This is a genomic window from Streptomyces sp. NPDC057900 (genome assembly GCF_042887885.1).
In the GTDB taxonomy this organism is placed as follows: Bacteria; Actinomycetota; Actinomycetes; order Streptomycetales; family Streptomycetaceae; genus Streptomyces.
The window spans coordinates 159,166-175,768 of the sequence record NZ_JBHVOI010000014.1; the positions used below are offsets into that span (position 1 = coordinate 159,166).

The 16,603-nt window shown below is 70.5% G+C and carries 15 protein-coding genes; 9 read left to right on the plus strand and 6 right to left on the minus strand.

The genetic code is table 11. From position 1 onward, the window contains the following. Positions 1-28: 28 nt before the first annotated feature. On the minus strand, positions 29-1,141 hold the full coding sequence (locus ACFVQ0_RS33080; protein ID WP_390092869.1) for a YeiH family protein: 1,113 nt from the start codon (positions 1,139-1,141) through the stop codon (positions 29-31). A 99-nt stretch (positions 1,142-1,240) separates the two neighbouring features. On the opposite strand from ACFVQ0_RS33080, the gene ACFVQ0_RS33085 reads away from it, so the two are divergent. Further along, on the plus strand, positions 1,241-2,170 hold the full coding sequence (locus tag ACFVQ0_RS33085) for a LysR substrate-binding domain-containing protein (protein WP_390092870.1): 930 nt from the start codon (positions 1,241-1,243) through the stop codon (positions 2,168-2,170). A 44-nt stretch (positions 2,171-2,214) separates the two neighbouring features. Here the strand turns inward: ACFVQ0_RS33085 and gltX are convergent, their stop codons facing one another. The 3 genes from gltX to ACFVQ0_RS33100 form a co-directional block, all read right to left on the minus strand. Next, entirely contained in the window at positions 2,215-3,687 is a 1,473-nt protein-coding gene (gltX, locus tag ACFVQ0_RS33090) for a glutamate--tRNA ligase (RefSeq protein WP_390092871.1), read from the minus strand. After that, positions 3,680-4,456, minus strand: coding sequence for a fumarylacetoacetate hydrolase family protein (locus ACFVQ0_RS33095; protein ID WP_389212586.1), 777 nt, complete (start codon positions 4,454-4,456; stop codon positions 3,680-3,682). The genes gltX and ACFVQ0_RS33095 overlap by 8 nt, the downstream gene beginning before the upstream one ends. Before the next feature lie 83 nt (positions 4,457-4,539). Next, positions 4,540-4,731, minus strand: a complete 192-nt coding sequence (locus ACFVQ0_RS33100) for a hypothetical protein (RefSeq protein ID WP_390092872.1) — start codon at positions 4,729-4,731, stop codon at positions 4,540-4,542. 584 nt (positions 4,732-5,315) lie between these two features. On the opposite strand from ACFVQ0_RS33100, the gene ACFVQ0_RS33105 reads away from it, so the two are divergent. From ACFVQ0_RS33105 to ACFVQ0_RS33140, 8 genes are all read left to right on the plus strand, one after another. Next, the gene (locus ACFVQ0_RS33105; protein ID WP_390092873.1) at positions 5,316-9,200 is read left to right on the plus strand and encodes a nitrate- and nitrite sensing domain-containing protein; all 3,885 of its coding nucleotides are present in this window, start codon (positions 5,316-5,318) and stop codon (positions 9,198-9,200) included. 9 nt (positions 9,201-9,209) lie between these two features. Beyond that, positions 9,210-9,623 (plus strand): roadblock/LC7 domain-containing protein, encoded by a 414-nt coding sequence (locus tag ACFVQ0_RS33110; protein WP_024495006.1) that lies wholly within the window; start codon positions 9,210-9,212, stop codon positions 9,621-9,623. A gap of 133 nt (positions 9,624-9,756) precedes the next feature. After that, the gene (locus ACFVQ0_RS33115) at positions 9,757-10,164 is read left to right on the plus strand and encodes a DUF742 domain-containing protein (protein WP_073738726.1); all 408 of its coding nucleotides are present in this window, start codon (positions 9,757-9,759) and stop codon (positions 10,162-10,164) included. Continuing rightward, positions 10,145-10,726, plus strand: coding sequence for an ATP/GTP-binding protein (locus ACFVQ0_RS33120; protein ID WP_073738725.1), 582 nt, complete (start codon positions 10,145-10,147; stop codon positions 10,724-10,726). The genes ACFVQ0_RS33115 and ACFVQ0_RS33120 overlap by 20 nt, the downstream gene beginning before the upstream one ends. 346 nt (positions 10,727-11,072) lie before the next feature. Then, positions 11,073-14,345 carry a nitrate- and nitrite sensing domain-containing protein gene (locus ACFVQ0_RS33125; protein WP_390092874.1) on the plus strand — a complete coding sequence of 1,091 codons (3,273 nt, stop codon included), beginning with the start codon at positions 11,073-11,075 and terminating at the stop codon, positions 14,343-14,345. A gap of 10 nt (positions 14,346-14,355) precedes the next feature. Further along, on the plus strand, positions 14,356-14,769 hold the full coding sequence (locus tag ACFVQ0_RS33130) for a roadblock/LC7 domain-containing protein (RefSeq protein WP_037779127.1): 414 nt from the start codon (positions 14,356-14,358) through the stop codon (positions 14,767-14,769). A gap of 89 nt (positions 14,770-14,858) precedes the next feature. Further along, positions 14,859-15,521 (plus strand): DUF742 domain-containing protein, encoded by a 663-nt coding sequence (locus ACFVQ0_RS33135; RefSeq protein ID WP_390092875.1) that lies wholly within the window; start codon positions 14,859-14,861, stop codon positions 15,519-15,521. Then, a complete protein-coding gene (locus ACFVQ0_RS33140) occupies positions 15,502-16,083 on the plus strand; it encodes an ATP/GTP-binding protein (protein WP_014048542.1) in 582 nt (193 codons plus the stop codon). Before ACFVQ0_RS33135 ends, ACFVQ0_RS33140 begins: the two co-directional genes overlap by 20 nt. Before the next feature lie 68 nt (positions 16,084-16,151). On the opposite strand, the gene ACFVQ0_RS33145 is transcribed toward ACFVQ0_RS33140, so the two are convergent. Both ACFVQ0_RS33145 and ACFVQ0_RS33150 read right to left on the minus strand, forming a co-directional pair. Further along, positions 16,152-16,355 (minus strand): acyl-CoA carboxylase subunit epsilon, encoded by a 204-nt coding sequence (locus tag ACFVQ0_RS33145; RefSeq protein ID WP_390092876.1) that lies wholly within the window; start codon positions 16,353-16,355, stop codon positions 16,152-16,154. 33 nt (positions 16,356-16,388) lie between these two features. Then, positions 16,389-16,603 (minus strand): carboxyl transferase domain-containing protein (locus tag ACFVQ0_RS33150; protein ID WP_390092877.1); only part of this gene is annotated, 215 nt, incomplete at its 5' end.

The window sequence follows — 16,603 nt, forward strand, 5'->3', positions numbered from 1 at the left end:
ACCACGCTACCGCCCCCTCCGCGCCCGCTCAGGTGGTGAGCAGCACACCGCCGTAGCTCGCCGCCGCGATGACCACCCAGGAGGCGAGGCCGAGAACGGCGGTCCTGGCTCCGGAGCGGGCGAGCGTCGGCAGGTGGACGGCGGTGCCGAGGCCGAAGAGCGCGGCGGCCAGCAGCAGTTCCTGCGCGGTGGCCGCGGCGTCGAGTACTCCGGCGGACAGCAGGCCCGTGCTGCGCAGGGCCGTCATCGCGAGGAAGCCGATCAGGAACAGCGGCACCACGGCAGGGCGGCGCCCGGCCGCGCGCTGCCGGTCACCGGATGCCCCGCGCGCCCGTCGGCGGTAGGCCACGGCGACCCCGGCGACCAGGGGTGCGAGCATCGCCACCCTGATCAGCTTGACGAGCACGGCCTCGCCGAGCGCGGTCGGCCCGGCCGTCTGCGCGGTGGCCACGACCTGGCCGACGTCGTGCACGCCGGCGCCCACCCAGCGGCCGAACTGCACGGTGTCCAGGCCCAGCGGGTGGTGCAGCAGCGGCAGTACGGCGATGGCGAGGGTCCCGCACAGGGTGACCAGCGCGACCGAGGTCGCCACATCGGCGGCGAGCCGCTCGTCGTCGTCCTCCTTGCCGAGCGCGCCGCTGACGGCGCTGATCGCGGAGGCTCCGCAGATCGAGTAGCCGGTGGCGATCAGCAGCGGCTGGTCGCCGGGCAGCCCGAGCTTCCGGCCGAGCCACCAGATGCCGAAGAAGGCCACCAGGACGACGCCGAACACCATGGCCACGGTCGCCCAGCCGAGCCCGAGGACGTCTCCGACGCTGAGCTTGAGCCCGAGCAGCACGATGCCCGCGCGCATCAGCCGCTTGCCGGCCGTCGAGAGCCCCACCCTGCCCCGGCCGCGTACGAAGGGCCGCACGCCGGGAAGGTGCGCCGCCAGGACTCCGAGCACCACCGCCGCCGTCAGCATCGGCACGGCGGGCAGCAGGGCGTGCACCCCCTCGGCCAGCGCGAGCCCGATGCCGGCCAGCGCGAGGCCGGGGGCGTTGCGGCGCACCGGGCCCGGCGTGGACGCGCCACCCCCGGATGACGGCTTCGCCGGCTGTCGCACGGGCGGCGACCAGGAGTGTTCGGTGTCCAGAGTCATGATCACCAGCGTGGTCCGGTACCCCGTCGCCCGGTAGACACGAACCGGAGCCCAGGTCATAGGGTTGCCCTATGAAGGTTTTCCTATGAGGGTTTCACTGTGAGCGAGCACGGCGGGAACCGGGACCTCGGGCAGCTGCCGCTGCCCGATCTGCAGTCGTTGCAGCTGCTCGTCAGCGTGGCGGAGACCGGCAGCCTGGGGCGGGCGGCGACGCGGCTGCTCATCAGCCAGCCGTCGGCCAGTGCCCGGATGCGCACGCTGGAGCGCCGTCTCGGGCTCCAGCTGCTGGACCGCTCCACCGCGGGGTCCCGGCTGACCCCGGCCGGAGCGGTGGTGACCGACTGGGCGCGGACGGTGCTCGAAGGGGCCGCCGCGCTGGTCGAGGGCGCCGCCGCGCTGCGTTCCCGGCAGGACAGCCGGCTGCGGGTCGCCGCCAGTCTGACCATCGCGGAGGAGCTGATGCCCGGCTGGCTCGTCACCCTGCGGGAGAGCGCCCCCGACGCCCACGTCGGGCTGACGGTGACCAACAGCTGGGGCGTGGTCGAGGCACTGCGGCGCGGCGGCTGCGATCTGGGATTCATCGAGGGGCCCAGGGTCCCCGACGACCTGCACCGCTCGGCGGTCGGGCGTGACCGGCTCGCGGTCGTCGTTGCCCCCGGTCACCCCTGGACCCGGCGCCGCACCGCCCTGACCGGACGCGAGCTGGCCGACACCCCGCTGCTGCTGCGCGAGGCGGGCTCCGGCACCCGGGAGACGCTGGAGCGGGCGCTGCGCGCGTACGACGGCGTCGCCGTGCCGGTCCTTGAGCTCGGCTCCACTGCCCCGCTGCGCAGCGCCGCCGCCCGGGGGCTAGCGCCGGCCGTTCTCTCCGCGCTCGCCGTGCGCGAGGACGTGGCAGCGGGCCGTCTGGTCGAGGTAGAGGTCACCCCGGCCGTCCGGCTGCAACGCGTCCTGCACGCGGTCTGGCCCAAGGGCCACGAACTGCCGGAGCCGGCCCTCCACCTGCTGCGGGTGGCCAAGCACCAGTAGCGGGCGGAGAGCCGGCTCGTGTGATCAGCGGCCTGCTCGGGCGGTCAGGCGGTGAGCTTCGCCAGTGCGGCGTCCACCCGGGCCAGGGTCTTCTCGCGGCCCAGGATCTCCAGGGACTCGAAGAGCGGCAGGCCGACCGTGCGGCCGGTGACGGCGACGCGGACCGGCGCCTGCGCCTTGCCGAGCTTCAGGCCGTGCTCCTCACCGGCGGCGAGGATGGCGTTCTTCAGTGCGTCCGCGTTCCACTCGGCGTCGGCCAGCTTGGCGCGGGCCGTCACGAGCAGGGCGTCGGAGCCCTCCTTCATCGCCTTGTTCCAGGACGCCTCGTCGGTCGCGGGCTCGTCGAGGAAGAGGAAGTCGACGTTGGCCGTGATCTCGGAGAGGACCGTGACGCGGGTCTGGGCGTGCGGGGCGATCGTCGCGAACAGGTCCGCGTCGAAGGCCTCCGGGGCCCAGGGGGCGAACGGAGCCTTCAGCCAGGGGCCGCAGGCCTCGGTGAAGGTCTTCACGTCGAGCCGGCGGATGTGCTCGGCGTTGACGTGCTCGCACTTCTTGAGGTCGAAGCGGGCCGGGTTGGCGTTGACGTCCTCGATGTCGAAGGCGGCGACCATCTCGTCGATGTCGAAGATGTCGCGGTCCTCCGCGATCGACCAGCCGAGCAGCGAGAGGTAGTTGAGCAGCCCCTCGGGCAGGAAGCCGCGCTCGCGGTAGAGGTTGAGCGAGGCCTGCGGGTCGCGCTTGGAGAGCTTCTTGTTGCCCTCGCCCATGACGTACGGCAGGTGCCCGAACGCGGGGGTGTCCTTGGCGATGCCCAGCTCGGTGAGCGCGCGGTACAGCGCGATCTGGCGCGGGGTGGAGGAGAGCAGGTCCTCGCCGCGCAGGACGTGGGTGATCTCCATCAGCGCGTCGTCGACCGGGTTGACCAGCGTGTAGAGCGGGGCGCCGTTGGCGCGGACGATGCCGTAGTCCGGCACATTCTCCGGCTGGACGGTGATGTCGCCGCGGACCAGGTCGGTGAAGGTGATCGCCTCGTCGGGCATCCGGAAGCGGACGATCGAGGTGCGGCCCTCGGCCTCGTACGCGGCCTTCCGCTCGTCGCTCAGGTCGCGGCAGTGGCCGTCGTAGCCGGACGGCTTGCCGGCGGCGCGGGCGGCGTCGCGGCGGGTGTCGAGCTCCTCGGTCGTGCAGTAGCAGTGGTACGCGTGACCGGCGGCGAGGAGCTTCTCGGCGACGTCCCGGTAGATGTCCATCCGCTGCGACTGGCGGTACGGGGCGTGCGGGCCGCCGACCTCGGGGCCCTCGTCCCAGTCGAGACCGAGCCAGCGCATCGAGTCGAGGAGCTGCTCGTACGACTCCTCGGAGTCGCGCGCCGCGTCGGTGTCCTCGATGCGGAAGACCAGGGTGCCCCGGTGGTGACGGGCGAAGGCCCAGTTGAAGAGAGCCGTCCTGACCAGGCCCACGTGGGGGTTGCCGGTCGGGGAGGGACAGAAACGTACGCGTACGTCGGTGTTAGCCACGCTTGATCACCTTGTTGGTGAGAGTGCCGATGCCTTCGATGGTGACGGCGACCTCGTCGCCGACATGCAGGGGGCCGACCCCCGCGGGGGTGCCGGTGAGGATCACGTCGCCCGGGAGCAGCGTCATGGCTTCCGTGATGTGGACGACCAGGTCCTCGATGGAGCGGATCATCTCGCTCGTCCGGCCCAGCTGGCGTTGCTCGCCGTTGACCGTGGCCTGGATGGCGAGGTCGCCGGGGTCGAGGTCGGTCTCCACCCAGGGGCCGAGCGGGCAGGACGTGTCGAAGCCCTTGGCCCTGGCCCACTGCTTCTCGCGCTTCTGGGCGTCACGCGCGGTGACGTCGTTGGCGCAGGTGTAGCCGAAGATGACGTCCTTGACCCGCTCGCGCGGCACTTCGCGGCACATCCGGCCGATGACCACGGCCAGTTCGGCCTCGTGGTGCACCTCTTCGGAGAAGGAGGGGTACTCGATGGCGTCGCCGGAACCGATCACCGAGGTGGTGGGCTTGAAGAAGGCGACGGGGACGTCGGGGACCTCGTTGCCGAGTTCCGCGGCGTGCTCCGCGTAGTTGCGGCCGATGGCCACGACCTTGTTGGGGAGCACGGGCGGCAGCAGCCGGACCTTGTTCAGCGGGACCTTGGTCCCGGAGAGCTCGAACTCGGCGTACGGGATGCCCTTGATGATGTCGAGGACGAGACCATCGGGCCCGTCGCCCTCGACGGCGCCGAAGGCGACATTGCCGTCGATGGAGAACCTGGCGATGCGCACGGGAAGCTGTGGCCCCTCACTTGCTGGGTTGCTTGAAGACTGACGCTCCAGGCTAACGCGGGTGAGGGGGGAGGCCGCGCGTATTACTCCGCGGCGGCGGTGGCGGTGGCGGGGGCGACCATGAGGATCGTGCGGCGGGGGTTGGCCGTCTGCGTCGGCAGGTCGAGCGCGTGCTCCGGCCGCTCCGGTGTCTGCAGCGCTTCGGCGTCCTTGAGGTGCGCCAGCGTCGTGCGCCGGGGGTTGGCAATGTTGCGGAACATCATCGTCGTCTTCATCTGCCGTTCGGACCCTGTCGGTAGGGGCGCCACCGGAGGGGCGCCGGTTGTCGGTTCTGCCATCCCTGTAAAGCGTCAGGCTAAACATCCAATTCCCTCCCGGAGCCAGGAAGAGACGACGATCATCATGTGAGTTTGCTCACCAGTGACCCGACAATTACCTCAATCCGGGCGGTCGACCCGGTCGGTCAAACCAGACATTGCATCACTGAATGAACTATTCCGCTCCTGATCATGTCGTCTGGGACACCCGCCACCGTCACCTGATTCACCCTCAATAGTCCGGTTTGACGGCGAACCGGCTCCACGGCTTGTTACGCGGCCATCACAACGTGTCACCCAGGTCACAGCCCGGTACCTGGCCCTTGTTGGAGATCCTGCTCTGTGCTGGAATTCCACGCACCGCCGCAGGTTTCAGGCCGGCGCGCAGGGGGCGCAACGCAGCGCCGATCCGAGTGGCGGCGGGAAGGGGAAGAACGCCGGTCACTCACGACCACCATGGGGCGGTACAACGCCCCACGACGCCGACACCGTTCCATCCGTCCATGACGGGGGGAACGCCTGGTCCAGAGGTTGCGACGCTAGTGCAGGGACGTTTCAAGAGGGATGGCAGCGCAGCGGCTGAACAGGAGCCGCGCGGCGGGACCGACCGCGGCTCCTCGCCCCAGCACGCCCAGAACCCCGGACCGGCCGCGGCCGGCGACACCGCGGACCGCGCCAAGCGCTCCGGCGCGCCGTCGGGCGACAACGCCGACGCGGCAGCGTCACCGAAGCCTCAGGGCCCGGTCAACACCGGATCGCGGGTAGCTCTGCGCAACTGGCGCATCAGCACGCGCCTGGTCTCCCTGCTCGCCCTCCCCGTGGTCGCGGCGACCACCCTGGGTGGCCTCCGCATCAACGACTCCATGAACGACATCCAGCAGCTGGAGCACATGCAGCTGCTGACCCAGATGACCAAGCAGGCGACCTCACTGGCCCAGGCGCTCCAGGAGGAGCGCGACCGGTCGGCCGGCCCGCTGTCCAACGGAGTTCCGGCCGACGACTTCAAGGTCACCGAGCCCCGGAAGAAGACCGACCGGGCCAAGAAGGCCTTCTTCGACGCGACGAACGACATCGGCGACACCGAGGGCGACGAGGCGCTGGAGAGCATCCACTCCAGCGTCCAGCAGATCGCATCGCAGCTGGGCGGCATCCGCGACATCCGCAAGCAGGCGTTCGCCGACGGCACACCGAGCCTCCAGACCGTCGACGCGTACAGCCAGCTGATCACCTCGCTGCTGAGCCTCTCGCAGGACATGGCGCAGGCCACCAGCAGCCCAGAGATGATCAAGCGGACCCGCGCCCTGGCGGCCTTCTCCTCCGCCAAGGAGTACGCCTCGGTGCAGCGCGCGATCATCGCCGCGGCGCTGCCGGGCGGCAACGACAAGCAGCCGAAGCTCGATTCGAACGACCGGCAGTTCGGCCTGGCGGCGCTGCGCAAGGAAGAACTGGCGCGTCGCTCGTTCGAGTTGATCTACACGACCACCGGCAACAGCGCGGCCGAGCTGACCGCCACGCTCGACGAGGGCAACCCCGAGATCAAGGCGGCCGACACCTACGCCAAGAAGGTGCTCGACAGCCCGACCAGCATGACCGGGACGGCCCGGCGTTCGTACCTCGACTGGTACGACCAGGACTCCACCAAGATCCAGGCCATGAAGCAGATCGAGGAGACGCTCCTCAGCGACATGGAGGGCAAGGCGCGCGAACTGCGCGACGAGTCCCAGCGCGAGGCGATCATCTCCGGTGCGCTCATCCTGCTGGTGCTCGGTGTCTCGCTGGTCGGCGCCTTCGTCGTCGCCCGGTCGATGATCCGCTCGCTGCGCCGGCTCCAGGACACGGCCACCCGCGTCGCCCAGGACCGGCTGCCGGAGCTCGTCAAGCAGCTCTCCGAGGCCGACCCGCAGGACGTCGACACCTCGGTCGAGTCCGTCGGTGTGCACTCCCGTGACGAGATCGGCAAGGTCGCCGCGGCCTTCGACGACGTGCACCGCGAGGCCGTCCGTCTCGCCGCCGAGCAGGCCCTCCTCCGGGGCAACGTCAACGCGATGTTCACCAACCTCTCGCGCCGTTCGCAGGGCCTCATCCAGCGTCAGCTCTCGCTCATCTCCGAGCTGGAGTCGCGCGAGGCCGACCCGGACCAGCTGTCCTCGCTCTTCAAGCTCGACCACCTCGCGACCCGTATGCGCCGTAACGGCGAGAACCTCCTCGTCCTCGCGGGCGAGGAGCCGGGCCGCCGGTGGACGCGTCCGGTGCCGCTGGTCGACGTGCTCCGTGCCGCCGCCTCGGAGGTGGAGCAGTACGAGCGCATCGAGCTGGCCGCGGTGCCCGCCACCGAGGTCGCCGGCCGGGTCGTCAACGACCTCGTGCACCTCCTCGCCGAGCTGCTGGAGAACGCCACGTCGTTCTCCTCGCCGCAGACCAAGGTCCGGGTCACCGGTCACGCGCTGCCCGACGGCCGGGTGCTCGTCGAGATCCACGACACGGGTATCGGCCTCTCCCCCGAGGACCTCGCGGCGATCAACGAGCGGCTCGCCTCGCCGCCCACCGTGGACGTCTCGGTCTCCCGCCGCATGGGTCTGTTCGTGGTCGGCCGGCTGTCCCTGCGTCACGGCATCCGTATTCAGCTGCGGCCCTCCGACTCCGGGGGCACGACCGCGCTGGTCATGCTCCCCGTCGATGTCGCGCACGGCGGCAAGATGCCGGTGCCGAAGCAGGCCCAGGGCCAGCAGCCCGCTCCCGGCGGCCTGCTCGCCGGCGGCGCACCCGCGCCGCGCCCCGGCCTGGACAGCGCCCAGCCGGCGCCCGGCGGACGGCTCCCGGCCGGCCCGGGTGCCACCCGCGGTCAGGTCGGTGCGGGCTCCGGTCCGCGCGCCGCGCTGCCCGCCCGGGACACCGCCGCCCGGTCCCAGAACCCGCAGGGCCAGCCGGGACAGCCGGGACAGCCCGGCCAGAACGGACCGGGTGCGCCGAACGGCCGGCCCGGTCAGCCGAGCTCCGACTTCCAGGGCTCCGACTTCCAGAGCGCCGGGCTCTCCGGCACCGGCCCGCAGGCCCGGCAGCCGCAGGACGGCTCACGCCAGGAGCCGCCGCGTCAGGGCGGCGGCCTCTCCGGCGCCTTCGGCGGCGGTGCCCGGCTGGGCGCCCGCGGCCAGGGCGGCGGCGCCGGGCGTACGGACTCGGGTCAGGGCAGCCTGTTCGGTCAGCGTCGTCCGGAGCAGAACGGCCAGGGCCAGGGCAACGGACAGGGCAACGGCCCCGGCCGGCAGAACCCGGCGGGCCAGGGCGGCGGCTTCCAGCAGCCCGGCGGCCCCGGCGACAACGGCCGCCAGCTGCCCCCGGTCGGCGGTCCGCGTGCGGAGCTGCCCGGTGGCAACCCCGCGCCGTCCGCGCCCAACAGGGGTTTCCCCGCTCCGCAGCGCCCGCAGGCCACCAGCTGGGGCGCGGAGGAGCAGTCCGCACCGCAGCAGCGCTCCCCGCTCGACGCCCCCCGTGGCCACGAGGAGCCCGAGTCCACCAACCAGTTCCAGCGGCCGCTGAGCCCGCCGCCGCTCACCCCTCGCCGCCCGATGGACGACCGGCAGGGACCGGGCTCCACTTCGGAGTTCGCCCGTCCGGACTTCTCGGCGCCCGCTCCGGGTGCGCAGACGCCGGACCCGGCGAGCACCGCGCAGTTCCCGCGCCCCGACTTCGGCCGGCCGCAGGACCAGGGTCAGGGACAGGGCCCGGGACAGGGCCGGCCCGGCCTCGTCCGGCGCGACCGGGGCAACGAGGACTTCGGTGCTCCGCGGCCGCCCGTCGCGCCGCAGGACCCGCAGTACCGGCCGGCCCTGCCGCAGCAGCCCCAGCAGCCCGAGGCGCTTCCGCCGGCCTCCGGGCCCGGCGACGGCCGTACGCCGCTGTACGACACGCTGGAGACCAACTGGTTCCACGGTCCGCAGCAGAACGGCCAGCACCAGAACGGGCAGCAGCAGAACGGGCAGCAGCAGGGCCAGCAGTACGGGCAGCAGCCGAACCAGCAGCAGCCCGCCGCGCCGCAGGCACCCGGCTTCCCTCAGCAGCAGCCCGCCGAAGAGCGTCCCGCTCCGCCCGCACCGCAGCGCGGACCGGGCGACACCAACGGCGTCACAAGCTCCTGGCGCGCCTCGCCGAACGACGAACTCGTCCGGCAGGCGGAGCGGGTGAAGAAGCCCGCAGCAGGCGGAATTACCACTTCCGGTCTGCCTCGCCGGGTACCGCGTGCCAATCTGGTGCCGGGCACCGCCCAGCAGCAGAACCACCAGTCCGGTCCCCAGGTCTCGCGTGCGCCCGATGATGTGCGCGGGCGTCTTACCAATCTCCGCCGGGGCATTCAGCAGGGGCGTCAGGCCAACAACGGTCAGTCGACCGGCAGTTTCCCCATCGGCCCCACTCACCAGCAGGAGCGTTAGTTGAGCCCGATGAGTCAGGCCGCGCAGAATCTGAACTGGCTGATCACCAACTTCGTGGACAACACCCCCGGGGTGTCGCACACGGTGGTGGTCTCCGCGGATGGCCTGCTGCTGGCGATGTCCGAAGGTTTCCCGCGCGACCGCGCCGACCAGCTGGCGGCCGTCGCCTCCGGTCTGACCTCGCTGACCGCGGGCGCCTCCCGGATCTTCGAAGGCGGCGCCGTCAGCCAGACCGTGGTGGAGATGGAACGCGGGTTCCTCTTCCTGATGTCCGTCTCCGACGGTTCCTCCCTTGCCGTACTCGCCCATCCGGACGCCGACATCGGTCTGGTCGGGTACGAAATGGCGCTTCTGGTCGACCGGGCGGGCACCGTCCTCACCCCGGACCTCCGCGCCGAGCTCCAGGGCAGCCTGCTCCACTAGGCGGCCGTGAATCGGTGACACAGACGATTACCCCAGGTACTGCAATCAACCCTCGCCCGTCCGGCCGCTTACAGCCCCCCACCGGCCCCTTCCGACGGCAAGCCGACATCCTGCTGTCACGCCCGGAGGATTCATGACCCCGCCACCCGCCTCACCCGATCCGTACGGCGCGCTGAACCACGCGTCGTACGAAGGTGAAGGCGACCAGCCGCTGGTTCGTCCGTACGCCATGACCGGCGGCCGGACCCGACCGCGCTACCAGCTAGCGATAGAGGCCCTGGTCAGCACCACGGCCGACCCCGCACACCTGGGAACGCTGCTCCCCGAGCACCAGCGGATCTGCCACCTGTGCCGCGAGGTCAAGTCGGTGGCCGAGGTGTCGGCCCTGCTGTCGATGCCGCTCGGCGTGGCCCGGATTCTCGTCGCGGACCTGGCGGAAGCCGGCATGGTGGCCATCCACCAGCCGGGCAACGGAGAGGCCGGCGGCGCGCCGGATGTGACACTGCTCGAAAGGGTGCTCAGTGGACTTCGCAAGCTCTAGCGGCGGTGCCGCCCGTGCCACCACCTCGGCGAAGATCGTGGTGGCAGGCGGGTTCGGCGTGGGTAAGACCACGTTTGTCGGTGCTGTTTCGGAGATCAATCCGCTGCGCACCGAAGCCGTGATGACGTCCGCGTCCGCGGGCATCGACGACCTCACACACACCGGAGGCAAGACCACCACGACGGTGGCCATGGACTTCGGACGCATCACCCTGGACCAGGACCTGATCCTGTACCTCTTCGGTACCCCCGGCCAGGACCGCTTCTGGTTCATGTGGGACGACCTCGTACGCGGAGCCATCGGCGCCGTCGTACTCGTCGACACCCGCCGCCTCGCCGACTGCTTCCCCGCCGTCGACTACTTCGAGAACAGCGGACTCCCCTTCGTCATCGCCCTCAACGGCTTCGACGGACACCAGCCCTACACCCCCGACGAAGTCCGCGAAGCACTTCAGATCGGACCGGACACGCCGATCATCACGACCGACGCCCGGCACCGCGGTGACGCCAAGAGCGGTCTGATCACGCTGGTGGAGCACGCGTTGATGGCAAGGCTCAAGTAGGCACAAGTCGGTATTGCCGTACGGCAGTTAAAGTAGTCACACGGGGGCGGGCTGTGTCCTTTGACACGATCCGCCCCCGTGTTCATAACGTTTCGAAAGAGAATTACCTCACGGTCGACACCCGATGCGTACGCGCGGTACCACTGCGCTCAACTGAGCCCCGCCTTTTGGCGGGGCTCGTTCTTTATGCCCGTTTTATCTGAGGCCTGCGCCACTTGGAATCGCTGGTCCCGACTGTTTGGAACGCGGCCGTTCCACGTGCTGCAATTCGACGAACTCCCGAGTAGCACGGCCCTGAACAAACACGGCACAACGTAGGTGCCGACGCCGAGAGGTTGTTGGTCGAGTGAGGCGTAACAACGAGGGCTCCACGGCGCAGCCGGAACGGGGCAACTTCACCCCGCCGCGCGCCGCGGCGTCGTCCGCCGACGTGTCCGAAGGGACCCCGGCCGGTGGCAGCACCAGCCGGATGTCCCCACGCAACTGGCGGGTGCCCACCCGGCTGAACGCGATCCTCCTGATCCCCGTACTGGTCGGGCTGGTCATGGGCGGCTTCCAGGTCAAGGGGTCGATCGACACCTGGCAGGAGGCCCAGGACGCCGAGAAGACCGCGCTGATCGTGCGGGCGGCCTCCGAGTACGGCCAGGCGCTGCTGGACGAGCGTGACCTGAGCGCTCAGCCGCTGCTCTCCAACAAGCGTGACGCGGCAGCCGTCTCCGAGGTACGGGCCGCCACCGACGCCGCCGCCGACAAGTTCGACAAGGCCGTCCAGGACATGCCGAAGAAGGCGGGCCTGGAGCGCCGCCTCAAGCTGTTCCGGCTGGAGGAGCCCACCCTTCCCGATCTGCGCAAGGCCGCCTACGCCGAGGCCATGGACCCGGTGAAGACCGAAGAGGGCTACGTCCAGGTCCAGCACTCCCTCATGGAGTTCTGCAACGAGCTCGGTCTCGGCACCGGCAACATCACCAGCTACGGCCGTACCGTCTACGCGATCGAGCTGGCCAAGGCTGCAGAATCGCTTCAGCGCTCCATCGGCATGCACCTGCTGGTACGGCCGAGCCAGCAGAAGGGCAAGTTCAACGACCAGGTCAAGGCCTTCGGCTCGTACAACTACCTGGAGCAGATCGCCCTCGGTGAGTTCGTCTCCGGTGGTACGGAGGCCGACGCGGCGCGGCTGAAGAAGGTCATGGCGGGCAAGGCGGCCGAGGGCGCCGACCAGGTCAAGGCCGCCAAGGCGAAGGCCGACGCGGCGGGTGTCCCGTTCGTGACGCCGCCCACCGTGAACGGCTCGGTCTACGACGGCATGGCCCAGCAGCTCGGGCTGGGCCGCACCCCCGCCGAGCTCAAGGCGAAGGGGATCACCCCCGAGACCTGGATGGCCGCGGCCACCGCGAAGTTCGACGGGTACACCACGGTCGAGGAAGAGCTCGTCGACAAGGCCGTGACCGAGGCGGCGGACATCTCGTCCGGCGCCCGTACCGACGCCATCGTCAACGCCGCGATCGTGATCGTCGCCCTGCTGGCCGCGTTCGTCCTGGCCGGGCTCGTGGCCCGCCAGATGAGCCGCTCGATGCGCCGGCTGCGCAACGCCGCCTTCGGTATCGCGGAGCAGCGGCTGCCCTCCCTCGTCGACCAGCTGTCCCGGACCGACCCGGGCCGGGTCGACACCCGGGTGCAGCCGATCCCGATCAACAGCCAGGACGAGATCGGCGAGGTCGCCCGCGCCTTCGACCAGGTACACCGCGAGGCGGTCCGGCTCGCGGCCGAGCAGGCCATGCTGCGGGGCAACGTCAACGCGATCTTCACCAACCTGTCGCGCCGCAACCAGTCGCTCATCGAGGGCCAGCTGACCCTCATCACCGACCTGGAGAACAACGAGGCCGACCCGGACCAGCTGGAGAGCCTCTTCCGGCTGGACCACCTCGCGACCCGGATGCGCCGCAACGGCGAGAACCTCCTCGTCCTCGCCGGCGAGGAGCCCGGCCGCCGCTGGAACCAGCCGGTGCCGCTGGTGGACGTGTTGCGCGCCGCCTCCTCCGAGGTGGAGTCATACGAACGCATCGAGCTCTCCGGGGTACCGGAGAGCGAGATCCACGGCCAGTCCGTCACCGACCTCGTCCACCTGCTGGCCGAGCTGCTGGAGAACGCCACGACGTTCTCGTCGCCGCAGACCAAGGTGCGGGTCACCGCGACCCGGCTGCCGGACAGCCGGGTGATGATCGAGATCCACGACAAGGGCATCGGCCTCACCGCGGAGGACTTCGCCGACATCAACCACAAGCTGGCCAACCCGCCGACGGTCGACGCCGCGGTCTCCCAGCGCATGGGCCTGTTCGTGGTCGGCCGGCTCGCCGACCGGCACGGCATCCGGGTCCAGCTGCGCCCCTCGGGCGAGCAGGCCGGGACCACTTCGCTGGTCATGCTGCCCGACGCCATCACCCACGGTGGCGGTGGCGAGGGCGCGCCCTCGCAGGACGACTTCACGGTCTCCTCGATCATTCCGCAGCAGCAGGCGTTCGACGCGCCGCCGCTCCAGCCGCAGCTGCGTACGGCGGCCGAGCTCGGCTTCGACGACTCCCGCTACAGCGAGGCCTCGGAGGAAGCCGCGCAGCTCGACCCGGTGGGCCGCTCACTGATGCGCGAGGAGCGCCGCGCGGCCCTGGAGACGCAGACCGGTGCCGGGGAGCAGTCGGCGTTCCCGCAGCAGGAGTCCCAGTCCCAGGAGCAGTACGCGCCGGCGGCGTACGAGGAGGCCCCCTACGCCGCCGCGGACCCGTACGCGCTGGAACTCCGGCAGGACGGCCAGTACGCCCCGGAGCCGCAGCAGCAGGACGGGCAGCAGGAGCAGCAGTACGGACAGTCGGCGTACGAGGGCGGCTACGACCCGTTCCGCGGTGACACCGGCTACGTCCAACAGCCCGACTACCAGCGGCAGAATGGCTATCCGGAGTCGGCATACCCGGCCCCCGGGACACCTCAGCAGGCTTACGACGGGCAGTACGCCACCCAGCCCCAGCAGGAGGAGTGGCCGGATCAGGGCGGCTACCAGGGTGGTTACGAAGCCCCGGTCCAGGCAGAACCGGAATCTGCTGGGAGCGCCCCCGCCGAATCGCGGGACAGCGTAGGCTTCGACCGTCCGGGCCCCGTGCCGAACGCCGGCCACGAGATGACGGAGGCCGGTCTGCCGCGCCGGGGCGGCCAGCAGCACTGGCAGCCCACCGGGCGCGGGAACGAACGGCCCGCCGCCGCGCAGGAGCTGCCGCAGCGGCCGGAGCCGCCGCAGCAGCCCGTGCCGGCACAGCAGAACCCGGACGGTGCGGACAGCGCGGACGGTACGGACGGAACGGACGACTGGCGGTCGGCGAACGACGAGCGCTGGGAGCGGGCCGAGCAGCTCCGGGACCCGAAGGCGGGCGGGGTCACCCCCTCCGGTCTTCCCCGGCGCGTCCCCAAGGCCAACCTGGTCGAGGGCACGGCCGAGCAGACCCAGCAGGGCGGCCCCCAGGTCTCCCGCGCCCCGGAGGACGTGCGTGGCAGGTTGAGCAACCTGCGACGGGGTGTCCTGCGGGGACGTAACGCGGGTTCGGACAGCAGTAATACCTACAACCAGGAGCGTTAGTGTGAGCCCGATGAGCCAGGCGGCGCAGAATCTGAACTGGTTGATCACCAACTTCGTGGACAACACCCCCGGGGTGTCGCACACGGTGGTGGTCTCCGCCGACGGACTCCTGCTGGCGATGTCCGAGGGATTTCCGCGTGACCGCGCCGACCAGCTGGCGGCCGTCGCCTCCGGTCTGACCTCGCTGACCGCGGGCGCCTCGCGGATCTTCGAGGGCGGCGCCGTGAATCAGACAGTTGTGGAGATGGAGCGAGGATTCCTCTTCATCATGTCCGTCTCCGACGGATCTTCCTTGGCCGTTCTCGCACACCCGGACGCCGATATCGGTCTGGTTGGGTACGAAATGGCCCTTCTGGTGGATCGCGCGGGCGGTGTCCTCACCCCGGACCTCCGCGCCGAACTTCAGGGAAGCCTTCTTAACTAGTAGACAGACAGTGCGTTTCGCGTCACCGCGCCATAGGGTGCGGTGGCGCGGACCCACTGGGACCGGGACCGGCAGGCGGAGGAGGAATCGTGGGTACACCCCCAGGCGGGCACCAGTTCAACGGTGGTCAGCAGGTACCGGGTGAGCACAGGGGCGATGGCTTCGACTTCCCCTCTCCGCCCGGCAGACAGGGCGGACAGCAGCCTTTTCAGCCGTTCCGGCAGCCCCGGCGTACCCAGGGCACCGACGACTGGCCGCACCAGGACGCACGCGGTTCGGACGACTGGCCCCAGCAACCGCAACAGCCCCAGCGGCCGCAGCGCCCGCACCGGTACGACTCCCCGCAGCCGCCGCCCCGTATCGAGCCGGTGCAGCCGCGGTGGACCCCCGAGCCGGCCGCTCCCGCCGCGCACAATCCGCTCGTTCGTCCGTACGCCATGACAGGTGGACGGACCCGACCGCGCTACCAACTTGCCATTGAGGCGTTGGTCAGTACGACGGCTGATCCGTCCCGGCTGCAAGGGCAGTTGCCCGAGCACCAGCGGATCTGCCGGCTGTGCATCGAGATCAAGTCAGTGGCCGAGATTTCGGCCCTGCTCTCGATCCCTCTCGGCGTTGCCCGGATCCTCGTAGCCGACCTGGCTGAGGCCGGACTCGTCGCTATCCACCAGCCCGGCGGCGAAGAGTCCGCCGGCGGCCAGCCAGATGTGACACTGCTCGAAAGGGTGCTCAGTGGACTTCGCAAGCTCTAGCGGCGGAGCGGCCCGCTCCACTACCTCGGCGAAGATCGTGGTGGCAGGGGGCTTCGGCGTGGGTAAGACCACGTTTGTCGGTGCTGTTTCGGAGATCAATCCGCTGCGCACCGAAGCCGTGATGACGTCCGCGTCCGCGGGCATCGACGACCTCACACACACCGGGGACAAGACCACCACGACGGTGGCCATGGACTTCGGACGCATCACCCTGGACCAGGACCTGATCCTGTACCTCTTCGGTACCCCCGGCCAGGACCGCTTCTGGTTCATGTGGGACGACCTCGTACGCGGAGCCATCGGCGCCGTCGTACTCGTCGACACCCGCCGCCTCGCCGACTGCTTCCCCGCCGTCGACTACTTCGAGAACAGCGGACTCCCCTTCGTCATCGCCCTCAACGGCTTCGACGGACACCAGCCCTACACCCCCGACGAAGTCCGCGAAGCACTTCAGATCGGACCGGACACGCCGATTCTCACCACGGATGCGCGGCATCGGGCGGATGCGAAGAGTGCGCTGATCACGTTGGTGGAGCATGCGTTGATGGCGCGCCTGCGGTAGGCGCTTCCGGTACGCCGAAGGCCCCGCACTCCTCGGAGTGCGGGGCCTTCGGCGTACGGCGGGAGGGGTCAGCCCTGCCAGCTGTGGGGGGCCCGGAAGCCGGGGGTGCGCTCCAGGCGGCGCCAGCCGGCTGTGTCGCGGCCCCGGTGGGCGGGTGCGGCTGCGGGCTGGGAGGCTGCGCGGGCGAGCAGGACCGCGGTTATGGCGGCCAGCTCCTCGGGGTCTGCCAGACCCTTCTCGACGCGCAGCACGGACTCGGCGGCAGTGGTCATGGGTGTCTCTCCGTCTTCTCGGCAGGCTGCGGACTACTGCGGGGGGTTGCCGTGCTTGCGGGACGGCAGGTCTGCGTGCTTGGTGCGGAGCATGGCCAGTGAGGCGATCAGGACCTCGCGGGTCTCGGCGGGGTCGATGACGTCGTCGACCAGGCCGCGCTCGGCGGCGTAGTAGGGGTGCATGAGTTCGGCCTTGTACTCCTTGACCATGCGGGTCCGCATGGCCTCGGGGTCCTCGGCGTCGGCGA

What these genes read in the sequence shown, in the direction of transcription:
- ACFVQ0_RS33130 (WP_037779127.1), top strand. Translation starts at nt 14,356, where the DNA reads ATGAGCCAGGCGGCGCAGAATCTGAACTGGTTGATCACCAACTTCGTG.
- ACFVQ0_RS33145 (WP_390092876.1), bottom strand. Translation starts at nt 16,355, where the DNA reads ATGACCACTGCCGCCGAGTCCGTGCTGCGCGTCGAGAAGGGTCTGGCA.
- ACFVQ0_RS33100 (WP_390092872.1), bottom strand. Translation starts at nt 4,731, where the DNA reads ATGAAGACGACGATGATGTTCCGCAACATTGCCAACCCCCGGCGCACG.
- ACFVQ0_RS33115 (WP_073738726.1), top strand. Translation starts at nt 9,757, where the DNA reads ATGACCCCGCCACCCGCCTCACCCGATCCGTACGGCGCGCTGAACCAC.
- ACFVQ0_RS33080 (WP_390092869.1), bottom strand. Translation starts at nt 1,141, where the DNA reads ATGACTCTGGACACCGAACACTCCTGGTCGCCGCCCGTGCGACAGCCG.
- ACFVQ0_RS33110 (WP_024495006.1), top strand. Translation starts at nt 9,210, where the DNA reads ATGAGTCAGGCCGCGCAGAATCTGAACTGGCTGATCACCAACTTCGTG.